Source organism: Streptomyces sp. NPDC092369 (genome assembly GCF_044755245.1).
Lineage (GTDB): Bacteria > Actinomycetota > Actinomycetes > Streptomycetales > Streptomycetaceae > Streptomyces.
In genome coordinates this window covers 1606108-1629898 of the sequence record NZ_JBIVQP010000002.1, presented here as the reverse complement: position 1 = coordinate 1629898, position 23791 = coordinate 1606108, and the positions used below count along the sequence as shown (strand labels likewise).

General features: G+C 71.1%; 19 protein-coding genes and 1 rRNA gene. 11 read left to right on the top strand and 9 right to left on the bottom strand.

Translation table 11 applies throughout. The features are described from left to right. The first annotated feature begins 135 nt into the window (after positions 1-135). Positions 136-252: ribosomal RNA gene (gene rrf / locus ACIQI8_RS16985) — 5S ribosomal RNA — on the top strand. Between the two features lie 102 nt (positions 253-354). Here rrf and ACIQI8_RS16980 read toward each other — a convergent pair. The 5 genes from ACIQI8_RS16980 to ACIQI8_RS16960 are packed head-to-tail and all read right to left on the bottom strand — an operon-like array spanning position 355 to position 6022. Beyond that, entirely contained in the window at positions 355-1665 is a 1311-nt protein-coding gene (locus ACIQI8_RS16980; protein WP_402350324.1) for a DUF58 domain-containing protein, read from the bottom strand. Beyond that, on the bottom strand, positions 1665-2654 hold the full coding sequence (locus tag ACIQI8_RS16975; RefSeq protein ID WP_402350528.1) for an AAA family ATPase: 990 nt from the start codon (positions 2652-2654) through the stop codon (positions 1665-1667). Before ACIQI8_RS16975 ends, ACIQI8_RS16980 begins: the two co-directional genes overlap by 1 nt. Then, positions 2654-3850, bottom strand: a complete 1197-nt coding sequence (locus tag ACIQI8_RS16970; RefSeq protein WP_402350321.1) for a DUF4350 domain-containing protein — start codon at positions 3848-3850, stop codon at positions 2654-2656. Before ACIQI8_RS16970 ends, ACIQI8_RS16975 begins: the two co-directional genes overlap by 1 nt. Next, positions 3847-4626 (bottom strand): DUF4129 domain-containing protein, encoded by a 780-nt coding sequence (locus tag ACIQI8_RS16965; RefSeq protein ID WP_402350318.1) that lies wholly within the window; start codon positions 4624-4626, stop codon positions 3847-3849. Before ACIQI8_RS16965 ends, ACIQI8_RS16970 begins: the two co-directional genes overlap by 4 nt. Before the next feature lie 4 nt (positions 4627-4630). Beyond that, on the bottom strand, positions 4631-6022 hold the full coding sequence (locus tag ACIQI8_RS16960; RefSeq protein WP_402350315.1) for a hypothetical protein: 1392 nt from the start codon (positions 6020-6022) through the stop codon (positions 4631-4633). A gap of 140 nt (positions 6023-6162) precedes the next feature. Between ACIQI8_RS16960 and mtnA the strand changes: the two genes are divergently transcribed. The 7 genes from mtnA (at position 6163) to ACIQI8_RS16925 (ending at position 14941) form a co-directional block, all read left to right on the top strand. Next, on the top strand, positions 6163-7305 hold the full coding sequence (mtnA, locus tag ACIQI8_RS16955; protein WP_402350312.1) for an S-methyl-5-thioribose-1-phosphate isomerase: 1143 nt from the start codon (positions 6163-6165) through the stop codon (positions 7303-7305). Between the two features lie 4 nt (positions 7306-7309). Then, the gene (gene mtrA, locus ACIQI8_RS16950) at positions 7310-7999 is read left to right on the top strand and encodes a two-component system response regulator MtrA (RefSeq protein WP_016438163.1); all 690 of its coding nucleotides are present in this window, start codon (positions 7310-7312) and stop codon (positions 7997-7999) included. Position 8000: 1 nt separating this feature from the next. Continuing rightward, a complete protein-coding gene (gene mtrB, locus ACIQI8_RS16945; RefSeq protein ID WP_402350308.1) occupies positions 8001-10067 on the top strand; it encodes an MtrAB system histidine kinase MtrB in 2067 nt (688 codons plus the stop codon). Beyond that, positions 10057-11889 (top strand): LpqB family beta-propeller domain-containing protein, encoded by a 1833-nt coding sequence (locus ACIQI8_RS16940; RefSeq protein WP_402350305.1) that lies wholly within the window; start codon positions 10057-10059, stop codon positions 11887-11889. The genes mtrB and ACIQI8_RS16940 overlap by 11 nt, the downstream gene beginning before the upstream one ends. 164 nt (positions 11890-12053) lie before the next feature. After that, a complete protein-coding gene (locus ACIQI8_RS16935) occupies positions 12054-12980 on the top strand; it encodes a ComF family protein (RefSeq protein WP_402350302.1) in 927 nt (308 codons plus the stop codon). 316 nt (positions 12981-13296) lie between these two features. Further along, positions 13297-13989, top strand: coding sequence for a ribosome hibernation-promoting factor, HPF/YfiA family (gene hpf / locus ACIQI8_RS16930; RefSeq protein WP_402350299.1), 693 nt, complete (start codon positions 13297-13299; stop codon positions 13987-13989). 205 nt (positions 13990-14194) lie between these two features. Next, a complete protein-coding gene (locus tag ACIQI8_RS16925; RefSeq protein ID WP_402350296.1) occupies positions 14195-14941 on the top strand; it encodes a response regulator in 747 nt (248 codons plus the stop codon). Between the two features lie 28 nt (positions 14942-14969). On the opposite strand, the gene ACIQI8_RS16920 is transcribed toward ACIQI8_RS16925, so the two are convergent. Both ACIQI8_RS16920 and ACIQI8_RS16915 read right to left on the bottom strand, forming a co-directional pair. Beyond that, positions 14970-16181, bottom strand: coding sequence for a winged helix-turn-helix domain-containing protein (locus ACIQI8_RS16920; RefSeq protein ID WP_402350293.1), 1212 nt, complete (start codon positions 16179-16181; stop codon positions 14970-14972). A gap of 97 nt (positions 16182-16278) precedes the next feature. Next, positions 16279-16848 (bottom strand): GNAT family N-acetyltransferase, encoded by a 570-nt coding sequence (locus tag ACIQI8_RS16915; RefSeq protein ID WP_402350290.1) that lies wholly within the window; start codon positions 16846-16848, stop codon positions 16279-16281. A gap of 280 nt (positions 16849-17128) precedes the next feature. On the opposite strand from ACIQI8_RS16915, the gene secA reads away from it, so the two are divergent. Then, complete coding sequence (gene secA / locus ACIQI8_RS16910) at positions 17129-19972, top strand: preprotein translocase subunit SecA (RefSeq protein ID WP_402350288.1); 2844 nt, start codon at positions 17129-17131, stop codon at positions 19970-19972. Positions 19973-20159: 187 nt separating this feature from the next. Here the strand turns inward: secA and ACIQI8_RS16905 are convergent, their stop codons facing one another. Beyond that, positions 20160-21071, bottom strand: coding sequence for an Rv3235 family protein (locus tag ACIQI8_RS16905; protein WP_402350285.1), 912 nt, complete (start codon positions 21069-21071; stop codon positions 20160-20162). 363 nt (positions 21072-21434) lie between these two features. Between ACIQI8_RS16905 and ACIQI8_RS16900 the strand changes: the two genes are divergently transcribed. Next, the gene (locus ACIQI8_RS16900; RefSeq protein WP_402350282.1) at positions 21435-21950 is read left to right on the top strand and encodes a DUF6912 family protein; all 516 of its coding nucleotides are present in this window, start codon (positions 21435-21437) and stop codon (positions 21948-21950) included. Between the two features lie 309 nt (positions 21951-22259). Continuing rightward, positions 22260-22925: an HAD family hydrolase gene (locus ACIQI8_RS16895; protein WP_402350280.1), complete on the top strand. Its 666-nt coding sequence runs from the start codon at positions 22260-22262 to the stop codon at positions 22923-22925. 87 nt (positions 22926-23012) lie between these two features. Here the strand turns inward: ACIQI8_RS16895 and ACIQI8_RS16890 are convergent, their stop codons facing one another. Beyond that, the gene (locus tag ACIQI8_RS16890) at positions 23013-23579 is read right to left on the bottom strand and encodes a DJ-1/PfpI family protein (RefSeq protein WP_402350277.1); all 567 of its coding nucleotides are present in this window, start codon (positions 23577-23579) and stop codon (positions 23013-23015) included. Between the last annotated feature and the right edge of the window lie 212 nt (positions 23580-23791).

Here is a 23791-nt window from a genome sequence, read left to right as displayed (position 1 = left end):
CCGGATCTGGAAGGCGGGTAACCGCTGGAGGTGACCGGTACTAATAGGCCGAGGGCTTGTCCTCAGTTGCTCGCGTCCACTGTGTTAGTTCTGAGGCAACGACTGTGTCTTTTTCCGGTCGTAACTTCATAGTGTTTCGGTGGTCATAGCGTGAGGGAAACGCCCGGTTACATTCCGAACCCGGAAGCTAAGCCTTACAGCGCCGATGGTACTGCAGGGGGGACCCTGTGGGAGAGTAGGACACCGCCGAACAATTTTTGAGGAAACCCCCGTACCGTTTATTCGGTACGGGGGTTTTCTGCGTTCGGGGTCGGCATGGGGACAAGTCATAAATCCCCCAGCTGCTGCTAGCTGCTACAAACGTCCTGCCGCCTTGAGAGCCAAATACGCTTCCGCCAATGCCGGCGCCAGTTCGTCCGGTGTTTCATCGACGACCGTAACGCCGTGTCGGCGGAGTTGTTCCGCGGTGCGGTGGCGTTCGCTCTGGGACTGGGCGGCGGCTGCGGCCTCGTAGACGGCTTCGGTGTTGCCGCGGGCTGTAGCCATCCGGGCGATGTAGGGATCCGCTACTGAGGCCACCAAAATCGTGTGGCGCTGGGTGAGTTGGGAGAGGACCGGCAGCAGGCCTTCTTCGACGGGGGCCGTGTCGAGGCTGGTGAGCAGCACGATCAGGGAGCGGCGGGGGGCCGTACGGAGAGCTGTGGCGGTCAGGCCTCTGGCGTCCAGTTCGACCAGTTCGGGTTCGATGGTCGCCATCGCGTTGACCAAGGACGGGAGGACGTCTCGGGCCGTGCGGCCCTGGACGAGGGCGCGTACTCGGCGGTCGTAGGCGAGGAGGTCCACGCGGTCGCCCGCGCGGGAGGCGAGGGCTGCGAGGAGCAGGGCCGCGTCCATGGAGGCGTCGAGGCGTGGGGCGTCGCCCACGCGGCCGGCGGAGGTGCGGCCGGTGTCCAGGACCATGAGGATGTGGCGGTCGCGTTCGGGGCGCCAGGTGCGTACGGCGACCGTGGACTGGCGGGCGGTGGCGCGCCAGTCGATGGAGCGGGTGTCGTCGCCGGGGACGTACTCGCGCAGGCTGTCGAATTCCGTGCCCTCGCCGCGGGTCAGCAGGCTGGTGCGGCCGTCGAGTTCGCGCAGGCGGGCGAGTTTCGAGGGCAGGTGCTTGCGGCTGGTGAACGGGGGCAGGACGCGGACCGTCCAGGGGACCTTGTGGGTGCCCTGGCGGGCGAAGAGGCCGAGAGGGCCGTCCGAGCGGATGGTCACGCGGTCCGCCTGGCGGTCGCCGCGGCGGGTGGGACGTAGGCGCGTGGTGATGCGTCGGCGTTCGCCGGCGGGGACCGTCAGGCGGTGGCGGGAGGCCTCGACCTCGGTGCCGGGCTGCCAGCTGCTGGGGGGCCAGGCGTCACGCACGCGTGCGTGGAGCGGGCGGCCTGAGGGGTTGGTGATCGTGAGGGTCACGTCGGCGGGTTCGCCCAGGCGGGCCGAGGTGTCGCCGGAGCGGGTGAGGCCGAGGCGGCGTACGGGGGCGGCCAGAACGAAGTCGCAGGCGCAGGCCAGGGCCAGGGGGCCGTTGACCGCGAGGAGGCCCCACCAGCTGGGCTCCAGGATGCCGATGGGGACGGAGCCGAGGGCCGCGAGGAGGGCGGCGCGTCCGGTGAGTGCCATCAGCGGGGGACGGGGACGTGGGCGAGGATCGCGTTGATGACCGAGTCGGCCGTCACGCCCTCCATCTCGGCTTCCGGGCGGAGTTGTACGCGGTGGCGGAGGGTGGGCAGGGCGAGCGCCTTCACGTCGTCCGGGATGACGTAGTCGCGGCCCGTGAGCCAGGCCCACGCGCGCGAGGTGGCGAGGAGGGCCGTGGCGCCGCGTGGGGAGACGCCCAGGGTGAGGGACGGGGACTCGCGGGTGGCGCGGCAGATGTCCACCACGTAGGCGGTGATCTCCGGGGAGACCGTCGTCTTGGCGACGGCGGCGCGGGCGGCTTCGAGGTCGGCGGGGCCCGCTACGGGGCGTACGCCGGCGGCGCGCAGGTCGCGCGGGTTGAAGCCCTCGGCGTGGCGGGTGAGGACGTCGATCTCGTCCTGGCGGGAGGGGAGCGGGATCGTCAGTTTGAGGAGGAAGCGGTCGAGCTGGGCTTCGGGGAGGGGGTACGTGCCCTCGTACTCGACCGGGTTCTGGGTCGCGGCGACCAGGAAGGGGTCGGGGAGGGGGCGTGGGGTGCCGTCGACCGTGACCTGGCGCTCCTCCATGGCTTCGAGGAGGGACGACTGGGTCTTCGGCGGGGTGCGGTTGATCTCGTCCGCGAGGAGGAGGTTGGTGAAGACGGGGCCCGGCTGGAAGGAGAACTCGGAGCTGCGGGCGTCGTAGACGAGGGAGCCGGTGATGTCGCTCGGCATCAGGTCCGGGGTGAACTGGACGCGCTTGGTGTCGAGTTCGAGTGCGGATGCGAGGGCGCGGACGAGCAACGTTTTGGCGACCCCGGGGACTCCTTCTAGGAGAACGTGTCCGCGGCAGAGGAGGGCGACTACGAGGCCGGTCACGGCGGGGTCCTGGCCGACCACGGCTTTGGCGATCTCGGCGCGCAGGGCTTCCAGGGAGGCTCGGGCGGTGCCCGGATCCCCGGTGTTCCCGGCGTTGTCAGTGGTCGGGTCCATCATGGACGGCGTACCTCTCTTTCGAGGGCGTCGAGTTGATCGGCGAGTGCGATGAGGGCCGTGTCGTCGCTGGGCGGCGGGCCGAAGAGGAGGGACTGCAGGGTGGTCTGGCCGTCGCCGTGGAGGTGGGCGGACAGAGCGGGGAGCAGGGCCTCGGGCGAGTGCGCCCGGGTGACGGGGACGCCTACGAGGGGGGCGAGTCTGGTGCGGGTGGTGGAGCGGAGAGCGGCGGACGCGCGGTCGCGGGCGTTGGCCTTGCGGTAGAGGCGCGCGCGGCCTTCGACGGTTTCGGAGGCGCGGATCGCCACGGGGAGTCTTTCGGGCACGAGTGGGCCGAGTCGGCGTGCCCGCCACAGGGCGGCCAGGAGCGCCGCGACGAAGAGCTGCAGTGTGCCCCAGAGCCAGCCGGAGGGGAGCAGGTCGAACAGGCTCTTCTCGTCGGTGTCGGTGGCCGAGATGTCGGAGAGCGAGGGGAGGTACCAGACCAGATGGGGGCGGGAGCCGAGGAGTTGGAGGGCGAGCGAGGCGTTGCCCTGGTCGTCGAGACGGTCGTTGAAGAGGATGTCGGGCGCTCCGAGGACCACGGTGTCGCCGTCCCCGGACGTGTCCGGGATGCGCAGCAGGGTGGCCAGGCGCTCGCTGGGGTAGCACTCGTCGGCGCCGAGGTGCGTGGTGGTGTAGCGGATGCCGCCCGTGTCCGCGCGGCCCGCGGTGCGTGCGGCGGGCAGGGCGCAGTGCGGGGAGAGCGTCGAGTCGAGGCTGGTGGCGGGGTCGGCGGTGACGCCGGGCGCGAGCCTTTCCACGGAGGCGCTGCCGGAGGCGACGAGGACGGTGCGTCCGCCGGAGCCGGCGGTCGCCGCGTGCAGCCGGGTCTGTTGACGCTCGGTCAGCAGGTCGGGGGCGGCGATCAGGAGCGTGGTGTCCGCAGCGGCCGCGGCGCGTGCCTCGTCCAGGGTGGTGGCCACGCGCGTGGAGACGCCGCGGTCGGCGAGGAGCTCGGCGACGGCGCGGCTGCCGTAGGGGTCGACGGAGCGCGGGTCGAGTGTGCCGTGCCGGGCGTCGGAGCGGATCACGGCGATCACGACGGCCGTCACCAGGAGGAGCACGACGCCGAGCGCGATGCCCCGCGCGCGGGTCCACACCTGGCGTGGGGTGGGCGAGACCGAGGTGGTGGGGAGCGTGGCCTCGACGGTCACTGGGCGGCTCCCTGGCGGGCGTTGGGGGCCGTGCTGGGGCTGCTGCTGGTGAGGTGGGGCCTGGTGCGTTCGAGGTCGCGGTCGAGTTCGGCGATGCGGTGGTACGACTGCTCGCTCGCCCTGCGTCCGCCGTATGTCACGTCGTCGAAGTCCCGGGCGGCGGCGTGGAGCCGGTCGGTCTGGGAGGGCAGCGTGCGGCCGGCTTCCGCCGCGGCTTCGTCGGCGGTGCGGCCGGGGCGGATGTCGAGGAGTGCCCGTTCCTCCAGGGAGCGGACGATGGCGCGCATGCGTTCCTGGACGGCCTGGTTCCAGTGGCCCTGGGCGGCGTGCGCCTCGGCGGCCGCGCGGTGTTCGGCGGCGCTGCGGGGGCGGTCGTCGAACAGGGCGGCGGCGGAGACGGGTTGGCGGCGCGGTGTGCCCAGGCGCCACCACAGCACGCCCAGTGCGGCGAGGACGGCCATGATGACGACGGTGAGGCCGAGCGCCCCGCCGGGCGTGGCGGTCGAGGCCGTGCCGAACAGCTTGTCGACCCATTCCCAGAACTTGTTCAGGGCCCGCTCGAAGAGGCTGGGGTCGTTCTCGTGGTACATCCGCTTGGACAGCTCGCGCCGGGCCGCCTCCCGCGCGGGATCACGCGGGATCGTCACCGGCGGTTCGTCGCCGGAGCGCAGCGACAGTACGGAGGTGCCGCCGACCCGCAGCAGGGTCCGTACGGTCGATTCGGCGGCTCGCGGCAGTGCCGGCACCGCTGTGAGAACTCCCCCCGCCAGGCTCACCGCATCAGCTCCCCGAGCCGGCTGCGGTGCCGTAGTCCTGGACGCCGGCGGCGCGGGCCAGTTCGAGGTCGAGGGCCTCGCGGCGGATGCGCTGGTCGATGTAGAGCAGCACGGTGACGCCGGCCGTGATCGGGAACGTGATCATGGAGCCGATCACGGCGCCGACGCCGCTGATGATGAGGTACGTCCAACCGACGTCGCCGGCAGCGGAGTTGAGGAAACCGCTGACGCCGTCGCCGCTGAAGGCCGAGGCGATCAGGGTGAAGGGGATGACAACGATCGAGGCGACGATGTTGGCGATGACGGTGGCGAGCAGCTGGATGCCGAAGACGCGCCACCAGGAGCCGCGGACCAGCTTCACGGAGCGGCTCATCGACTTCGTGATGCTCTGCTTCTCCAGCATCAGCGCGGGCGAGGAGAGCGAGAGGCGGACCATCAGCCACACGGCGACGACTGCGGCTCCGAGTCCGCCCAGGATGCCGAGGGCGGCGCCCGGGCCGTCCGCTCCGGCGACGGCCACGAGGAGTCCGGGCAGGACGCCCACGATGACGATGCCGAACGCGATGAGCAGCAGCAGGAAGATCAGGCCGAACAGCCTGAGCAGCTGCGGGCGCGCGTCGCGCCAGGCGTCGCCGATGGTGACGGACTTGCCGAGGACGGCGCGGCTGGTGACCGTCGTCAGGAGAGCGGTGGCCGTGATCGTGCCGATCAGGGAGACCAGGAAGACGACGCCGCTGCTGATCATGGTGTCGCCCAGGGCGCGGGAGACCTCGTCGAAGCTGGCGCTGGGGTCGTCGAGGGCGTCTGTGCTGACGGTGTCGTTCAGGATGAGGCCCTGGACGAGGATGACGATGATCTCGGTGAAGACCGCGACGGTCAGCGAGATGCCGAGGACCGTGCGCCAGTAGGTGCGCATGGTGGAGACGGCGCCGTCGAGGATCTCGCCGACGCCGAGCGGGCGGAGCGGGATCACGCCGGGCTTGGCCGCGGGCGGTGGGCCTCCCCAGGCGCCACCTCCCCAACCGCCGTAGGGGCCGCCTCCGTAGGGGCCCTGACCGCCGTAGCCGCCGGGGCCGCCGGGAGCGCCAGGGCCTCCGTAACCGCCGCCGGGGGGCTGTCCGCCCCATCCGGAGGGTTGACCGCCCCAGCCCGGGCTGGGGGGTGGGGGCGGCGGGGCCTGGCCTGGGGTCGGGGCGCCGGTGGGCGCGGACCACTGGCCGGCCGGGGGCTGCTCCTTGGACCACTTCGCGCCTGGGTCCTGCGGGTCCGTGCCGGGCTGGCCGGAGGACTCCGCGGGGCGCGGACGGTCGGTGGGCTCGGCCGGGTCGGACGCGCCGGGCTCATGACCGTCGGACGGGGCAGATCCGGGCGAGGCCCAGCCCGGAGTGTCGTTCATCGTCGCTCCTTCACGGTGCCCGTCCGCGGTCGCGGTGGCAGGTTGGCAGCCATCGTGCCATGGGGTGGTCACCGGGGTATCGGCCGCGGTATGGGCTGCGCACCTTCAATTGTCGGCCCGGTAAGGGGCAGACTGACCGCATGGCTGATCAGCACGCGCAAACCGGCGAGGACCACAGGCCCACCGAGCTACCGGCGATCCGATGGGAGGAGCCACCCGAAGGCCCCGTACTGGTCCTTCTCGACCAGACCAGGCTGCCGGCCGAGGAGGTCGAACTGGTCTGCACGGACGCCTCCGCCCTGGTGGAGGCCATCCGCACACTCGCCGTGCGCGGGGCGCCGCTGCTCGGCATCGCGGGAGCGTACGGCGTCGCGCTCGCCGCCGCTCGCGGCTACGACGTGGACGAGGCCGCCGCGGTGCTGGCGGGAGCCCGGCCGACCGCGGTGAACCTCGGTGTCGGTGTGAGCAGGGCCCGGTCGGCGCACCGGGCGGAGTTCGCCAAGAGCGGGGACTCCGTGCTCGCCGCCCGGGCGGCGCTGGACGCGGCGAAGCGGCTGCACCAGGAGGACGCCGATGCCAGTGCCCGGATGGCCGAGCGCGGGCTGGCGCTGCTGGACGAGCTGCTGCCCGGTGGCGGACACCGGATTCTCACGCACTGCAACACCGGCGCGCTGGTGTCGGGCGGCGAGGGGACGGCGTTCGCGGTGGCCCTCGCGGCGCATCGGGCGGGGCAGCTGCGACGGCTCTGGGTGGACGAAACGCGTCCGTTGCTGCAAGGTGCTCGCCTGACGGCATATGAGGCGGCTCGCAACGGGATGGCGTACACCTTGCTCACGGACAACGCGGCGGGTTCGCTGTTCGCGGCCGGTGAGGTGGACGCCGTGCTGATCGGGGCGGACCGTATCGCGGCCGACGGCTCGGTGGCGAACAAGGTGGGGAGCTATCCGCTCGCCGTGCTCGCCCGGTACCACCATGTGCCGTTCATCGTGGTGGCACCGATCACCACGGTGGATCCGGACACGCCGGACGGGGCGTCCATCGAGGTGGAACAGCGTCCGGGGTACGAGGTGACCGAGGTCATCGCGCCCCAGGCGCCGGTCATGGGAGCGGGAGGCGGGATTCCGGTGGCACCCCTGGGGACACAGGCGTACAACCCGGCGTTCGATGTCACACCACCCGAGCTGGTGACCGCGATCGTCACGGAAGAGGGCGCCGTTTCGCCCGTGACGGCCGAGGCTCTTGCTGAGCTGTGTGCCAGGTCACGCCAGGTAACGATTAGCTAATGGGATGATGTCGTTTATGAAGGGACGAGTCCTTGTCGTCGACGACGACACCGCACTGGCCGAGATGCTCGGCATTGTGTTGCGTGGTGAAGGTTTTGAGCCGTCTTTCGTAGCCGACGGCGACAAGGCGCTGGCCGCTTTCCGGGAGAGCAAGCCCGATCTGGTGCTGCTCGATCTGATGCTGCCGGGCCGGGACGGTATCGAGGTGTGCCGCCTGATCAGGGCGGAGTCCGGGGTGCCGATCGTGATGCTCACGGCGAAGAGCGACACGGTGGATGTCGTCGTGGGCCTGGAGTCGGGCGCGGACGACTACATCGTGAAGCCGTTCAAGCCGAAGGAGCTGGTCGCCCGGATCCGGGCGCGGCTGCGGAGGTCGGAGGAGCCGGCGCCCGAGCAGTTGGCGATAGGCGATCTGGTCATCGATGTGGCCGGTCACTCTGTGAAGCGGGAGGGGCAGTCGATCGCGCTGACGCCGTTGGAGTTCGACCTGCTGGTCGCACTGGCGCGGAAGCCGTGGCAGGTGTTCACGCGTGAGGTGCTCCTGGAGCAGGTCTGGGGCTACCGGCACGCCGCCGACACCCGTCTGGTCAACGTGCACGTCCAGCGGCTGCGCTCCAAGGTCGAGAAGGACCCCGAGCGACCGGAGATCGTGGTGACCGTCCGAGGCGTCGGTTACAAGGCAGGGCCGAGCTGACATGTCCGGTGACAGTGCCGCTTCGACGTCCGGGCACAGTGGGGCCCGCGCGGGGCGGCCTGTCGGCCCGGAGACGGCGGGCTCCCGCTGGGGGAGCCTGCTGGAGGGCGGGTTGCTTCAGGGCGGCGTTCAGGGCAGCCCGGTGCTCCGCCTGTTCATGCGCTGGCTGCGCCGGCCGCTGCTGCCCGTCATGCGGCTGTGGCGGCGCAACATCCAGCTCAAGGTCGTCGTCACCACCCTGCTGATGTCGCTGGGCGTGGTCCTGCTGCTGGGCTTCGTCGTCATCGGACAGGTCCGCAACGGTCTGCTGGACGCCAAGGTGAAGGCCTCCCAGAGCCAGGCCACCGGCGGCTTCGCGGTGGCCAAGCAGCGCGCCGACGAGGCGGCCGCGGGGACCGGGGACGACGGTGCCGCGGCGACCGCGGACGACCGTTCCTCGCAGAACGTCATCGCCTGGATGAGCGATCTGGTGTCGTCGCTGTCCAGCGGCGGCCAGGGCGCCTTCGACGTGGTCACGCTCCCGGCTGGCGACGACAGCGGCGGCGGGCGCGGTCCGCGTGCCTCCGGTGGTGTCGACCCGACGGTGAGCGTGCCCGAGGATCTGCGCGCGAAGATCAACGACGGCACGTCGGCCGCCCAGAGCTACACCCGCATCGTCTACAAGGACGGTGGCAAGGCGTCCCAGTCGGCGCTGGTCATCGGCAAGCAGGTCAACGACCCGAACGGTGACCCGTACCAGCTCTACTACCTCTTCCCGCTCACCCAGGAGGAGAAGTCGCTGAGTCTGGTGACGGGCACGCTGGCGACCGCCGGGCTCTTCGTCGTCGTACTCCTCGGGGCCATCGCCTGGCTCGTGGTGCGGCAGGTCGTCACGCCGGTGCGGATGGCGGCCGGGATCGCCGAGCGGCTGTCGGCCGGGCGGCTGCAGGAGCGGATGAAGGTCACCGGCGAGGACGACATCGCGCGGCTCGGTGAGGCCTTCAACAAGATGGCGCAGAACCTGCAGCTGAAGATCCAGCAGCTGGAGGACCTGTCACGGATGCAGCGGCGGTTCGTGTCGGACGTGTCGCACGAGCTGCGGACGCCGCTGACGACCGTACGGATGGCGGCCGATGTCATCCATGACGCGCGCGTGGACTTCGATCCGATGACCGCGCGGTCGGCCGAGCTGCTCGCCGACCAGCTGGACCGGTTCGAGACGCTGCTCGCGGATCTGCTGGAGATCAGCCGCTTCGACGCGGGCGCGGCGGCACTGGAGGCCGAGCCGATAGACCTCAGGGAGGTCGTCCGGCGGGTCCTCAGCGGGGCCGCGCCGCTCGCCGAGCGCAAGGGGACGCACGTACGCGTGATCGGCGACCAGCAGCCCGTGGTGGCCGAGGCGGACGCCCGGCGTGTGGAGCGGGTGCTGCGCAATCTCGTCGTCAACGCCGTGGAGCACGGCGAGGGCAAGGATGTCGTCGTCAAGCTGGCCTCGGCGGGCGGGGCGGTGGCGATCGCGGTGCGCGACTACGGGGTCGGGCTCAAGCCCGGCGAGGCCACGCGCGTGTTCAGCCGCTTCTGGCGGGCCGACCCGGCACGCGCGCGTACCACCGGCGGTACGGGTCTGGGGCTGTCGATCGCCCTGGAGGACGCGCGGTTGCACGGCGGCTGGCTGCAGGCGTGGGGCGAGCCGGGCGGCGGTTCGCAGTTCCGGCTGACGCTGCCGCGGACCGCGGACGAGCCGCTGCGGGGCTCCCCGATACCGCTGGAGCCCAAGGACTCGCGGCGCCACCGCGGACTCGACGACGCCGGACTGCCGCGCGCGGGCGGTGACAAGGTCGCCACCGTGCCCGCGCAGCCGACCGGGGACCAGATACCGATGACGCCGCGGCTGACCGGTGCGACGGCCACGGCCGATCCGACGGCGCTGCCCGGCAACGGCGCGCGCGTGGTGCCCCGGCCCGTCTCGGGCGCACGACGACAGGACGGGACGTCCGCCGCCGACGGCGCGCGGAGCGAGACCGCGGGCCGCCAGGACGCCGGGCCGGGGGACGCGAACAAGCAAGGGGAGGCATCTCGTGGGCGCTGACGGCGACGGGGGCGCTCGGCGGGGAGCCACGCGCGCGACGGCGTACGCCGCCTGCGGCGTCGTACTGCTGGCGGGCTGCGCCTCGATGCCCGACAGCGGGGATCTGCGCGGGGTCGAGTCCACGCCCCGGCAGGACACCCAGGTGCGGGTCTTCGCCATGCCGCCCCAGGACGACGCTCAGCCCTCGGACATCGTGTCGGGCTTCCTGGAGGCGCTGACCAGCGACGATCCGGGGTACTCGACGGCGCGCCAGTACCTGACCCGCACGGCGTCGCAGACGTGGCAGCCGGGGCTGTCCACCACGGTCCTGCAGAACGGTCCGGGCACCGAGGCCATCGGGCACGAGGTCGCCAACGACCTGACGTTCACACTGACCGGCACCAAGGTCGCCACCGTGGACGAGCAGCAGTCGTACGCGGCCGCCAAGGGGGCCTATGCCGCGCCGGTGCACCTGACGCGGGACAAGAAGACCAAGCAGTGGCGCATCGACCGGCTGCCGCAGGGCGTCGTCATGGGGAAGTCGGACTTCCAGCGCAACTACATGTCCGTCAACAAGTACTACTTCGCGTCGAACAGCACGGCGAACACCCAGGCGCACACGGCGGCGGTCGCCGACCCCGTGTACGTACGCCGGTACGTGGACCCCACGACGGAGATGGTGCGGTCCCTGCTCAACGGGCCCTCGCGCTGGCTCGACCCGGTGGTCCGGACGAGCTTCCCGACGGGTACGGCGCTCAAGAAGGGCGTCAAGGCGCTCACGCCGGACGACCAGAACAAGCTGACCGTGCCGCTGAACGAGAACGCCGCCCGGGTCGGTTCGGCGAAGTGCGGCGAGATGGCGGCCCAGCTGCTGTTCACGCTGCAGAACCTCACCCCGATCGTGGACACGGTCGAACTCCGCTCCGGCAGCAAGCGACTGTGCTCGCTCGGCGACGACCCGGGGGACCTCGTCGACACGCGCGCGTCGGCGCAGCATCCCTCCTACCTGTACTTCATCGACAGCAAGAAGCGACTGGTGCGGCTGTCGGCCGAGAATCCCAACACCGCGCCGGACCCGGTGCCGGGCGCGCTGGGAGAGACCGGGAAGGCGCTGCTGTCGGTGGCCGTGTCGCGGGACGAGCAGTCCGCGGCCGGGGTCGCCGACGACGGCAAGGACCTGTACGTCGCCTCCCTCGTGTCGGGCGGATCGCTCGGGGACGCCGTGCTGACCAGCCACGGCTCGACGGAGGAGAACCGGCTGACGGCGCCCAGCTGGGACGCGCACGGCGACCTCTGGGTGGCCGACCGCGACCCCGCCGACCCCCGCCTGCTCCTGCTGGAGCAGGGCAGGGGCGAGCCGATCGTGGTGAAGGCACCCGGCCTGGACGGACGCATCCAGGACGTCCGGGTGGCCGCCGACGGGGTGCGGATCGCGCTCGTGGTGGCCAAGGGCGACCGGACCTCGCTGCTCATCGGACGGATCGAGCGGACCGGCGAGACGGGCGGCAAGGACGAGCGGCCGACGGTCTGGGTGCAGGAACTGCGCTCCGCGACACCGGAGTTGGAGGACGTCACCGCCATGTCGTGGGCCGGGGACAGCCGGCTCGTGGTGGTCGGGCGGGAGCAGGGCGGTGTGCAGACCATGCGGTACGTCCAGATCGACGGCTCCACGCCGGAGGGGCCCGCGCCCGCGGCCCTGACAGGCGTCAAGGAGCTCACGGCGGCCGAGGACGACCGGCTTCCGCTGGTGGCGTACTCGGAGGACGGGATCGTGCGGCTCCGGTCCGGGGCGCAGTGGCAGAAGGTGGTCACGGACGGGACGGCGCCGGTCTATCCGGGGTGAGCCCCCCAGCCCCGGCCCCGGCCCCAGCCCCGGCCCCGGCCCCGGCCCCGGTCCTAGCCCCGCTCCATAGCCCCAGCCCCGGCTGCAGTCACAGCCAGGAGTTGTCCACAGGGAGTTATCCACAGGGGTGGTCGGGCGGCTCGGGGCTTGGCACAGTGGTGGGCATGCGGGGGTGGTGGCAGGACCTCACCGATCTGGTGCTGCCGGCCGAGTGCGGAGGCTGCGGGAGGCCTCGCACGGTGCTCTGCCCGGAGTGCCGTGCCGCCCTGAGCGGGGCCGCACCGTGCCGGGTGCGACCGGTGCCGGAGCCGCCCGGGCTGCCCGTGGTGCACGCGGCCGCCCGGTACGCGGACGCGGTGCGGGCCGTGCTGCTGGCCCACAAGGAGCGCGGCGCGCTGGCGCTGACGGCACCGCTGGGCGCAGCCCTGGCGGGGGCTGTGCGGGCGGGGTTGGGGGAGATCGGCTGTGAGCGGTTCGGTGGGGAGTGGACCGGCGGGGCAGAGTCGTCGGCGGTCGGGGTGGGCGTCGGCGGGGCCGTGCCGCAGCGCCGTCCGGCCGGCGGTACGCAGACGTGGGCCCGGGGCGGCCTGAGCGGGGGCTCTCCTGTGCTGCTCGTCCCCGTTCCGTCCGCGGGCGGGGCGGTGCGGGCGCGCGGGCATGACCCGGCGCGGCGGATCGCGCTCGCGGCGGCCGGTGAGCTGCGGCGGACCGGGACCCCTGCGCGGGTGCTGGCGGTGCTGCGGCAGAAGCGGGCCGTGGCCGACCAGTCGGGGCTCAACTCCCGGCAGCGGCTGGACAATCTCGCGGGCGCGCTGGCCGTGGCGCCCGGCGGCGCGGGGCTGTTGCGCGGAGGGCGGGTCGTGCTCGTCGACGACCTCCTGACCACGGGCGCCTCGCTGACGGAGGCGGCGCGGGCCGTGCGGGCGGCGACCCGGGGCCGCGCCCACGCCGATCCGCACTCGTCCGTGTACGCGGCGCTGAGTCGGGCAGACGGTGGGCAACGTATGAGTGGATCAAGTGGCGCCGTTGACCTGATCTGCGCAGCTGTGGTCGCGGCGCCGCCTGATTCCTTCGGAATAAACCGGAACTGACTGGAAACTTGCATCGTTGCAGGTAATGAGAGGGTCAATTCACCAGAACGGAGGTACGCGGCGGTAGAGGGTGACGACATCCGTCCGGGCGAGATATGTTCGGTTGTGAGGAAAAGGCGCAGGCCATACCTCGCGTATCGGAATGCCGTGCTGCGGGTTTTTGCACAATCACTCGCACCGGTGGGGTGGAGATCTTGCCTGTGGGGGAGGAGGAGGTGGAAGTCACCGAGTCCGAGGTTCCGGTGGTTCACCGGGACCGGGTGCAAAGGGAGATGCTCCGCAGGCGAAGCGGGGCTATCCGGGAACGGAGTTCTGCGTGGACATCGTCGTCAAGGGCCGCAAGACCGAGGTGCCCGAGCGGTTCCGCAAGCACGTGGCCGAGAAGCTGAAGCTGGAGAAGATCCAGAAGCTCGACGGCAAGGTGATCAGCCTCGACGTGGAGGTGTCCAAGGAGCCGAACCCCCGACAGGCCGACCGTTGTGACCGAGTGGAGATCACGCTCCGCTCCCGCGGTCCGGTGATTCGGGCGGAGGCATCGGCCAACGATCCGTACGCGGCGCTCGACCTCGCGGCGGAGAAGCTGGACGCCCGGCTGCGCAAGCAGCACGACAAGCGGTTCTCGCGCCGCGGTGCCCGCAGGATCCCGGCGGCAGAGGTCGCCGACCACGTCCCGGGCGCGGCGACGCTCAACGGGAACGGCCACCCCGTCCACGAGGACGAGGCGGACGGAATCCCCACCAAGAAGATCGGCTCGCTGGAAGTGAAGGGTGACGGCCCCCTCATCGTCCGCGAGAAGACCCACGTCGCCTCCCCCATGACTCTCGACCAGGCTCTCTACGAGATGGAACTGGTCGGCCACGACTTCTATCTGTTCGTCGACTCCGAGACCAAGGAACCGAGTGTCGTCTACCGGCGGCACGCCTACGACTACGGCGTCATTCACCTGAGCACGGACCCGATGGTGGCCCAGGCGCAGCCCCCCGCGCCGGGGGGCACGCTGGGCGGCTGACCGGCCCCGCAGACCGATGAGCCGGTGCCCCTGGAGCGCGTGTGCGCCCCCAGGGGCACCGGTGTGCGACCAGTTCGCGCCTCGCGCGGTCACCGCGTTGTCATCCAGGCATGGAATCATGGCCACAGCGGCTCAACCGGTGGGCCGTTGCCTTGGGTTGGCGATGGCACAGCACCACAGGCCACAGCCTTCAGGGGGAGGAACGATGGCGGACAGCTTCGGACCGATGCATGACGGGGATGCCGACGGCGGCATCGTCGCCATGGGCCCGGACGCGGGCACACCACGCAAGGAGCCGATCAGGGTCCTGGTCGTGGACGACCACGCCCTCTTCCGTCGCGGCCTGGAGATCGTGCTCGCGGCCGAGGAGGACATCCAGGTCGTTGGCGAGGCCGGGGACGGCGCGGAAGCCGTCGACAAGGCCGCCGACCTGCTGCCGGACATCATCCTGATGGACGTGCGGATGCCCAAGCGGGGCGGTATCGAGGCCTGCACCTCCATCAAGGAGGTGGCCCCCAGCGCGAAGATCATCATGCTGACGATCAGCGACGAGGAAGCCGACCTCTACGACGCGATCAAGGCGGGCGCGACCGGATATCTCCTCAAGGAGATCTCCACGGACGAGGTGGCCACCGCCATTCGCGCGGTGGCCGACGGGCAGTCGCAGATCAGTCCGTCCATGGCGTCGAAACTGCTCACCGAGTTCAAGTCGATGATCCAGCGCACCGACGAGCGCCGGCTGGTGCCGGCACCGCGATTGACCGACCGCGAACTCGAAGTGCTCAAGCTCGTCGCCACGGGGATGAACAACCGGGATATCGCCAAGGAGTTGTTCATCTCCGAGAACACCGTGAAGAACCACGTGCGCAACATCCTGGAGAAGCTGCAGCTGCACTCCAGGATGGAGGCCGTGGTCTACGCGATGCGGGAGAAGATTCTCGAGATCCGCTGACCCCGGTCGGCGCCTCGCGTGATCCCGGTCAGCGCATCGCGGCGGTCAGTGCGCGAGTCACCTCCTGGATGAGAGGCTCGCGCAGCTCCGGGGCGTCCACTCGCTCCACGCGTACGTTCGTGCAGTCCACCCAGCTGGCCGCCTCGACGAGCGCCTCCGCCACCTTCGGGACCGCTTTCGTGCCGTCCAGGGTGACCTGCCTGGCGATCAGGGTCTGGCCCTCGCGGGCCGGGTCGACCCGGCCGACCAGACGGCCGCCGGCGAGGACCGGCATCGCGAAGTAGCCGTGGATGCGCTTCGGCTTGGGGACGTAGGCCTCCAGGCGGTGGGTGAAGCCGAAGATCCGCTCCGTGCGCGCCCGTTCCCAGATCAGGGAGTCGAACGGCGACAGCAGCGTGGTGCGGTGACGGCCGCGCGGAGGTGTCTCCAGGGCCGTCGGGTCGGCCCAGGCCGGCTTGGACCAGCCCTCCACCGTGACGGGCACCAGGCCCGAGTCGGCGATGACCGCGTCGACCTGCTCGCCCTTGAGGCGGTGGTAGTCGGCCATGTCCGCGCGCGTGCCGACGCCCAGGGACTGGCCCGCGAGGGCGACCAGGCGGCGTACGCACTCGGCGTCGTCCAGGTCGTCGTGCAGCAGCTCGTCGGGGATCGCGCGCTCGGCGAGGTCGTAGACCCGCTTCCAGCCGCGGCGCTCCACGCACACCACCTCGCCGTACATCAGCGCGCGCTCCACGGCGACCTTCGAACCCGACCAGTCCCACCACTCGCTGGTGCGCTTGGCGCCGCCCAACTCCGTGGCCGTGAGGGGGCCTTCGGCGCGGAGCTGCTTGACGACCTGGTCGTAGGTGCCGTCCGGGAGGTCGTGGTTCCAGTGCGGGCGGGCGCGGTAGGCGCGGCGGCGGAAGGCGAAGTGCGGCCACTCCTCGATGGGGAGGATGCACGCGGCGTGCGACCAGTACTCGAAGGCGTGCGGCCGGGCCGGAGCCGTGCCGGGGGTCGCGGTCTTCCAGTAGGCGTCCTCGACCGTCCTGCGGCCCACCGCGCCGAGGCGGGCGTACGGGATCAGCTCGTGGGAGCGGGCCAGGACCGAGATCGTGTCCAACTGGACCGCGCCGAGATGGCGCAGGACGCCCCGGACGCCCGCCCTGCGGTCGGGGGTGCCCAGGAAGCCCTGGGCGCGCAGCGCGATACGGCGGGCCTCGTCTGCCGAGAGGTCGGTGAAAGGACGCGGGGTCGTCATGGTCCGCACGATAGATGGTGGCACTGACAATGCGGCGTGAGCTGCGGGTCTGTCGCGGTGGCACGACGACAGCACAGCCCCGACGAAGGCACCGGTCCTACGCGGGCGACGGCAGATACGGCGCCGTCGACGGCAGTCCCAGGTCCGACGGCAGCAGGGAACCCACCCAACAGTCCCGTCGTACGCCCTTGTTGTTGATCGAGGAGCGCAGCGTGCCCTCGACGACGAAGCCCGCCCGTTCCGCCACCGCGCGGGAGCCCGTGTTGCCCACCTCCGCGCGCCATTCGACGCGGTCGATCGACACCTGGGTGAAGGCCCAGTGGGAGGCGGCGAGGGCGGCCTCGGTGGTGTAGCCGTGGCCGCGGTGCTCCTTGGCGCCCCAGAATCCGACCTCGGCCACCCCCAGGGAGCGCATCGAGAGACTGAGCATGCCCACCAGGTCGCCTTCGGGAAGGAAGACGCCGAACGTGAACATGGAGGAGTTCGCCCAGCCGTCGGGGACCAGTTGTTCCGTGAAACTCCGCGCGTGCTCGGGCAGATAGGGAGACGGAATCGTGGTCCAGCGCTGAATGTCGGGGTCCTGGGCGGCCGCGTACACGGCGTCGGTGTCCTGCGGACCGACCGTGCGCAGGAGCAGGCGGGCCGTCGTGAGTGTCACGGGTTCCATCGGCCGATTCTGCTCGGAACGCCCGCGAGAGCGCCATCTTTTAGCGCTCCGTGAGCGGGTGATCACAATTCGCGCAATTCGTCGGCGGGGCGCGGCACCATCGGCGGGGCCCGGCCGTTGTTCCCTTTGAAGAAGATTTGAAGCAGCCCGCGAAGCACTGAGAGGTCGTCGTCGCGACAGGCCTCCCGGCTTGGCGGTGTCCTCGCATACGATGGCCGTTGCTCAGTAAGTCCAAGGAAACCGACTCTGCCAGGCCCGACCGGCAAGGAGACCAACCCCCGTGTCCGTCCTCTCAAAGATCATGCGTGCAGGCGAAGGCAAGATCCTGCGCAAGCTGCACCGCATCGCGGACCAGGTCAACTCCATCGAAGAGGACTTCATCGACCTCTCCGACGCCGAGCTGCGGGCCCTCACCGATGAGTACAAGCAGCGGTACGCCGATGGTGAGAGTCTGGACGACCTGCTTCCCGAAGCGTTCGCCACCGTGCGCGAGGCCGCCAAGCGCGTCCTGGGCCAGCGGCACTACGACGTGCAGATGATGGGCGGCGCCGCCCTCCACCTCGGCTACGTGGCCGAGATGAAGACCGGCGAGGGCAAGACCCTCGTCGGCACCTTGCCCGCGTACCTGAACGCGCTGTCCGGCAAGGGCGTTCACCTGATCACGGTCAACGACTACCTGGCCGAGCGCGACTCCGAGATGATGGGCCGCGTCCACAAGTTCCTGGGCCTGGAAGTCGGTTGCATCCTCGCCAACATGACGCCGGCCCAGCGTCGCGAGCAGTACGCGGCCGACATCACCTACGGCACGAACAACGAGTTCGGCTTCGACTACCTGCGCGACAACATGGCGTGGGCCAAGGACGAGCTCGTCCAGCGCGGCCACAACTTCGCCATCGTCGACGAGGTCGACTCCATCCTGGTCGACGAGGCCCGCACGCCGCTGATCATCTCCGGCCCGGCCGACCAGGCCACCAAGTGGTACGGCGACTTCGCCAAGCTGGTCACGCGCCTCAAGCGCGGCGAGGCGGGCAACCCCCTCAAGGGCGAGGAGGAGAGCGGCGACTACGACGTCGACGAGAAGAAGCGCACCTGCGCGATCCACGAGTCCGGGGTCGCCAAGGTCGAGGACTGGCTGGGCATCGACAACCTCTACGAGTCGGTGAACACCCCGCTGGTGGGCTACCTGAACAACGCCATCAAGGCCAAGGAGCTCTTCAAGAAGGACAAGGACTACGTCGTCCTCGACGGCGAGGTCATGATCGTCGACGAGCACACCGGCCGTATCCTCGCCGGCCGCCGCTACAACGAGGGCATGCACCAGGCGATCGAGGCGAAGGAAGGGGTGGACATCAAGGACGAGAACCAGACCCTCGCCACGATCACCCTCCAGAACTTCTTCCGCCTCTACAAGCGTCACGACCAGTCGGGCAAGGAGCTGCCCGGCCTGTCCGGCATGACCGGTACGGCGATGACCGAGGCCGCCGAGTTCCACCAGATCTACAAGCTCGGTGTGGTCCCGATCCCGACGAACCGGCCGATGGTCCGCAAGGACATGTCCGACCTGATCTACCGCACCGAGGTCGCCAAGTTCGAGGCGGTCGTCGACGACATCGCGGAGAAGCACGAGAAGGGCCAGCCGATCCTCGTCGGCACGACGTCGGTCGAGAAGTCCGAGTACCTCTCGCAGCAGCTCTCCAAGCGCGGCATCCAGCACGAGGTGCTGAACGCCAAGCAGCACGACCGTGAGGCCCCGATCATCGCCCAGGCCGGCCGCAAGGGCGCCGTGACGGTCGCCACCAACATGGCCGGCCGTGGTACGGACATCAAGCTCGGCGGCAACCCCGAGGACCTCGCCGAGGCGGCGCTGCGCCAGCGCGGCCTCGACCCCGAGGAGCACATCGAGGAGTGGGCCCAGGCCCTGCCCGCCGCCCTGAAGAACGCGGAGCAGGCGGTCAAGGCCGAGTTCGAGGAGGTCAAGGAGCTCGGCGGGCTCTACGTCCTCGGTACCGAGCGGCACGAGTCGCGGCGTATCGACAACCAGCTGCGCGGTCGTTCCGGCCGTCAAGGCGACCCGGGCGAGTCCCGCTTCTACCTCTCCCTCGGCGACGACCTGATGCGCCTGTTCAAGGCCCAGATGGTCGAGCGCGTGATGTCGATGGCGAACGTGCCGGACGACGTCCCGATCGAGAACAAGATGGTCACGCGCGCGATCGCGTCCGCCCAGTCGCAGGTCGAGCAGCAGAACTTCGAGACCCGCAAGAACGTCCTCAAGTACGACGAGGTCCTCAACCGCCAGCGCGAGGTCATCTACGGCGAGCGCCGCCGCGTCCTGGAGGGCGAGGACCTGCAGGAGCAGGTCGTGCACTTCATGGACGACACAATCGACGCGTACGTCGGCGCGGAGACCGCCGAGGGCTTCCCGGAGGACTGGGACCTCGACCGGCTGTGGGGCGCCTTCAAGCAGCTCTACCCGGTGAAGATCACCGTCGAGGAGCTGGAGGAGGCGGCCGGTGACCGGGCCGGTCTGACCGCCGAGTTCATCTCCGAGTCCATCAAGGACGACATCCACGAGCAGTACGAGAGCCGTGAGACGCAGCTCGGCTCCGAGATCATGCGTGAGCTGGAGCGCCGGGTCGTGCTGTCGGTCCTGGACCGCAAGTGGCGCGAGCACCTCTACGAGATGGACTACCTCCAGGAGGGCATCGGCCTGCGCGCGATGGCCCAGAAGGACCCGCTGGTCGAGTACCAGCGCGAGGGCTTCGACATGTTCACCGCCATGATGGAGGGCATCAAGGAGGAGTCCGTCGGCTACCTGTTCAACCTGGAGGTCCAGGTCGAGCAGCAGGTCGAGGAGGTCCCGGTCGAGGACGCGGCGCCGGTCGACATGGCCAAGCAGGACGCGGTGCCGGCCCAGGCGAACGGCCGTCCGGAGATCCGCGCCAAGGGCCTGGACGCCCCGGCGCGCCGGAACCTGCACTTCTCCGCTCCGACGGTGGACGGCGAAGGCGGCACCATCGAGGGCGACTTCGCCGGTGACGACGAGCCGGTGCGCTCCGAGGCGGACGGCCTCACGCGCGCGGAGCGCCGCAAGCAGTCGCGCAGCCGCAGCCGCCGCAAGAAGTAGCCACGAGCAGTATGTGACGGCGCTTGGAGCGCTGTGACGCAGGAAGGGCCGGTCACCCCAGGGTGCCCGGCCCTTCGCCGTGCGGTGGGGGGCGCACGGCGTCGGGCCGGGGGCGAGGGCAGGGCCGGGGGGCGAGGCAAGGAGCCTCTGGGCCGGGTGGCAGGGCATGGCGCCCCTGGACCGGAGGTCAGTCGTCGTCCGTGAGGTGTGTCGGACGCGGGCCGCCCATCTCCACCGCCGTGCAGCGCCAGCGCAGGTCCGCGCCCTGTTCCAGGCGGAAGGCCATGGCCCGCAGTTGGTCGCCGGCGCCGATCCGGGCGAAGGCCTCGATGGCGCCCTCGCGCGGGACGAAGTAGCCGATGTCGCGGACGACGGGGCGGGCGCCACGCGTGCGCAGGGGCGTGCGGTCGGCGAGCAGGGCGAGTTCGTCGTAGGCGCGGCCTGCGGTGTACCGGAGCATCCAGTGCACCGGACGCTGACCGCTCAACACCGCCAGGAGCCGGTCGGCGAAGACGTCGGTGGGGCGGGGCTGCGGAGCGGGCGGCCGGCGCCGGGCCTGGGCGGGGACGGTGCCTGGCGGGGCGTGGGCCGGGGTGCGCGCGGAGGGAGCGGCGCCGGGGGTGGTGTGCGTGGGGAGGGCGGTGGCGGTGTGTGCGGCGGAGCGGGTGGCGAGACGTGCGCCGGAGCCGGAGCCGGAGCCGGAGCCGGGGTTGGTGGCGGTGCGCGCCGTGGGCACCCTCGTGATGTCCCGCGACGGCGTCGCCGGGTTCGGCACGACGGCGTCCCGGGTCGGCGCGGCGGTGCCCGAAGCAACGGTGTCCTGTGAGGGCGTGACCGTGCCCGCAGCAGTGGTGTCCCGTGGCCCCCTGACGGCGCCCGGGGCGGTCGTGGTGCTCCTGCCCGGGCCCGTCGGTGGGCGGCCGTCCGTCGGCCTTGTGCGCGGGGAGAGGGTGCCTCCGCGGGAGCCCGGCGGGCGGTCGCCGTCGGGGGCCGTGAGGGGTGCGGTTCCGCCCGGCGTGCGGGGCGGGGTGCCGCCGGGGCGGCTCGGGTCGCGGCGGGCCGGTGGGCGGCCGGCGGTTCGGTGCTGTGCCCTGGTCATGACCTTGTGCATGGGAGTCCCCGTTCGCTCGGCCCAGTTCATACCGGGCGGTAACTTTGGCGATGGGGATCTTGTACGGCGGCGGAGGCGGCCGGGGCAAGGAAGCGTCGGCCCGGGTCGGGGTGGCCGGGAGGTTCACTTATCCGAGTGATCGAGGGGGCGGAAAACCCCGTGATCTGCGGGGTGCACCGGGTGAGTTCCGAGGACCGGGGTGGACGCCCTTCGCGGTGCGGGTGGGGACTCGAAAGGGGACTCCAACCGAGTCCGGCGCGAGTCCCGCACGTATCCTGAAGGCCCTCCGGGAAGCGCCGCTCAGCCCTCCCCGGGACCCCTGCGGAACCCACCGACCGAAAGCAGCCGGCCATGCGCGTCTACGTCCCCCTGACCCTCTCCGGTCTCGCCGAGGCGTACAAGACGGGCGAGTTGGCGACCGGACCGTTCCTCGCCTACGCCGTCACCCCCGCGTTGCGCGAGTGGTACCTCTCGGACGACATCGAGGAACTGGAGTACGCGGCGCTGAACCGGGCCGCGCTGGCCTCCCTGCGACAGTTGGCGGCGGATCCCGCGGCGGTACGGCGCCGGGTCGTCGTGGCCCTCGATGTGCCGGACGGCGCGGCGGTCGCCGACCCCGACCGCGGGCTCGATCCGGCGGCGCTGGGCGAGGTGCGGGTCGCCGGGACCGTGGCGTTGGCCAAGGCGGCCGCCGTGCACGTGGACGCGGACGACGCGGAGACTGATGTGACCCTCGCGGCCGAGGCGGTCGGCGCGGCGGACGGCGGGGACGACGACGCGCAGTTCGTGGTGGACGGGGCCGAGGACCACGAGCTGCTGTGGTTCGCGACGCAGGAGATCCCGAGCCTGGTCGGGCTCGGGGACTAGGGCCTGTCCGGCGGATCGGGTCGGCTGTGAGGTGCGGTGCTTCTTGGCCGAGCCGAGCGGGGTCTGGTGCGTGCGGTTGCAAGGCGGAGGAGGGCGGCGACGCGATGGGGGTCCCCCGGCCGAGCGAAGCCGAGGCTGGGGGAGTCGGCGACCGACGACAACGCGGCTGAGGGTCCCCCCCCACGCCTCTGAGGCAGTGGGGGAGTGCGTGCCAAGGCCCGCGACGCCGGGATGATCCGCCGGACAGGCCCTAAGGCCCCGGCGGTGGCCGGGCTCTTGATTGTCAGTGGCTACGGGTACGTTTTTGGCATGGGGACGCAGACAGGGGCCCACATCGTGTGGGACTGGAACGGGACGCTGTTTCACGACAACGACGCGATCATCGGGGCGACGAACGCGGCCTTCGCCGAGCTGGGCCTGGAGCCGATCACGATGGAGCGGTACCGGGCGCTGTACTGCGTGCCGGTGCCGAAGTTCTACGAGCGGCTGCTCGGGCGGCTGCCGACCGACGCCGAGTGGGAGGTCATGGACGAGACCTTCCACCGGTACTACACCGAGCACCGGGTGGGGTGCGGGCTGACCGACGGCGCGGTGGAGCTGCTCGCCGGCTGGCGGTCGGCGGGGCGCAGTCAGTCGCTCCTGAGCATGTACGGGCACGCCGAACTGGTCCCGCTGGTCCGGGGGTTCGGCATCGAGCCGCACTTCCTGCGCGTCGAAGGGCGGATCGGGCCCTCCGGCGGCAGCAAGGCCGAGCACATGGTCCGCCACCTGGGCGCACTGGAGCTGGTGGAGCCCGCGCGCACGGTGGTGATCGGCGACGCCGCCGACGACGCCGTGGCCGCGCTGCACGTCGGTGCGCGAGCCGTGCTCTACACCGGCGGTTCGCACGGCCGGGCGAGCCTGGAGGCGGTGGGCGTACCGGTGGTGGACACACTGGCGGAAGCGGTCGCGGAGGCGGAACGAATAGCGGCGTAGCCCTCCGGGGGGAGCGGGGTGAAACCAACGGCCCCGCCGACCAGAAACCCCCGGCCCCGCCGACCCACCCCCGCCCCAGCCGACCGCCTAGGTCACCGGTGTTTTCGCTCGTAGCACCGTCAGGAACTCCCGCATCCACGCCGGGTGGTCCGGCCAGGCTCGGGAGGAGACCAGGGTGCCGTCGACGACCGCCTCGGTGTCCTGGAAGGTGGCTCCGGCGGCCTGCATGTCGGGCTCAAGGGCGGGGTACGCCGTGACCCGGCGGCCACGGAGGCTGTCGATCGCCGCGGTGAGGAGGGGGCCGTGGCAGATCTGGGCGACCGGTTTGTCCGCGTCGAAGAAGGACTTGAGGATCTTGCGCAGCTCGGGGTCGTTGCGCAGGTACTCGGGGGCACGGCCACCGGGGATGACGAGGGCGGCGTACTGACCGGGGTCGACGTCGGCGAAGGCGAGGTCGGCGGGCCAGGTGTAGCCGGGCTTCTCGGTGTACGTGTCGAAGCCGGGTTCGAAGTCGTGGACGACGAACCGGAGCTGCTTGCGCGTGGGGGCCGCGATGTGGACCTCGTAGCCCTCTTCGCGGAGCCGCTGGTAGGGGTACAGGACCTCCAGGGACTCCGCCGCGTCGCCGGTGACGATCAGGATTTTGGCTGTCATGTCGGCAACGTGCCCCCGTCGGGCGCGCTTGCCAAGGGGGCGTGCGCCGAACGGAGAAGGAAGGGAGTTCATGGGGGAGTTCACCGCACACCGTCACTGCTGTCTGCACTGTCCGTACTGTCCGCGCCGTCCGCACCGTCCGCCGTCGCGCGGAATACGCCCTCGGCGCCTACTTCGCTCCTGTGCAGAACGTCAAACTTCCACCCCTGCTT

Excerpts from the sequence above, each read along its gene's own strand:
- ACIQI8_RS16980 (WP_402350324.1), bottom strand. The coding sequence starts at position 1,665 with ATGGCACTCACCGGACGCGCCGCCCTCCTCGCGGCCCTCGGCTCCGTC.
- ACIQI8_RS16975 (WP_402350528.1), bottom strand. The coding sequence starts at position 2,654 with ATGGACCCGACCACTGACAACGCCGGGAACACCGGGGATCCGGGCACC.
- ACIQI8_RS16960 (WP_402350315.1), bottom strand. The coding sequence starts at position 6,022 with ATGAACGACACTCCGGGCTGGGCCTCGCCCGGATCTGCCCCGTCCGAC.
- mtnA (WP_402350312.1), top strand. The coding sequence starts at position 6,163 with ATGGCTGATCAGCACGCGCAAACCGGCGAGGACCACAGGCCCACCGAG.
- mtrA (WP_016438163.1), top strand. The coding sequence starts at position 7,310 with ATGATGTCGTTTATGAAGGGACGAGTCCTTGTCGTCGACGACGACACC.
- mtrB (WP_402350308.1), top strand. The coding sequence starts at position 8,001 with ATGTCCGGTGACAGTGCCGCTTCGACGTCCGGGCACAGTGGGGCCCGC.
- ACIQI8_RS16935 (WP_402350302.1), top strand. The coding sequence starts at position 12,054 with ATGCGGGGGTGGTGGCAGGACCTCACCGATCTGGTGCTGCCGGCCGAG.
- ACIQI8_RS16925 (WP_402350296.1), top strand. The coding sequence starts at position 14,195 with ATGGCGGACAGCTTCGGACCGATGCATGACGGGGATGCCGACGGCGGC.
- ACIQI8_RS16920 (WP_402350293.1), bottom strand. The coding sequence starts at position 16,181 with ATGACGACCCCGCGTCCTTTCACCGACCTCTCGGCAGACGAGGCCCGC.
- ACIQI8_RS16915 (WP_402350290.1), bottom strand. The coding sequence starts at position 16,848 with ATGGAACCCGTGACACTCACGACGGCCCGCCTGCTCCTGCGCACGGTC.
- ACIQI8_RS16905 (WP_402350285.1), bottom strand. The coding sequence starts at position 21,071 with ATGACCAGGGCACAGCACCGAACCGCCGGCCGCCCACCGGCCCGCCGC.
- ACIQI8_RS16900 (WP_402350282.1), top strand. The coding sequence starts at position 21,435 with ATGCGCGTCTACGTCCCCCTGACCCTCTCCGGTCTCGCCGAGGCGTAC.
- ACIQI8_RS16895 (WP_402350280.1), top strand. The coding sequence starts at position 22,260 with ATGGGGACGCAGACAGGGGCCCACATCGTGTGGGACTGGAACGGGACG.
- ACIQI8_RS16890 (WP_402350277.1), bottom strand. The coding sequence starts at position 23,579 with ATGACAGCCAAAATCCTGATCGTCACCGGCGACGCGGCGGAGTCCCTG.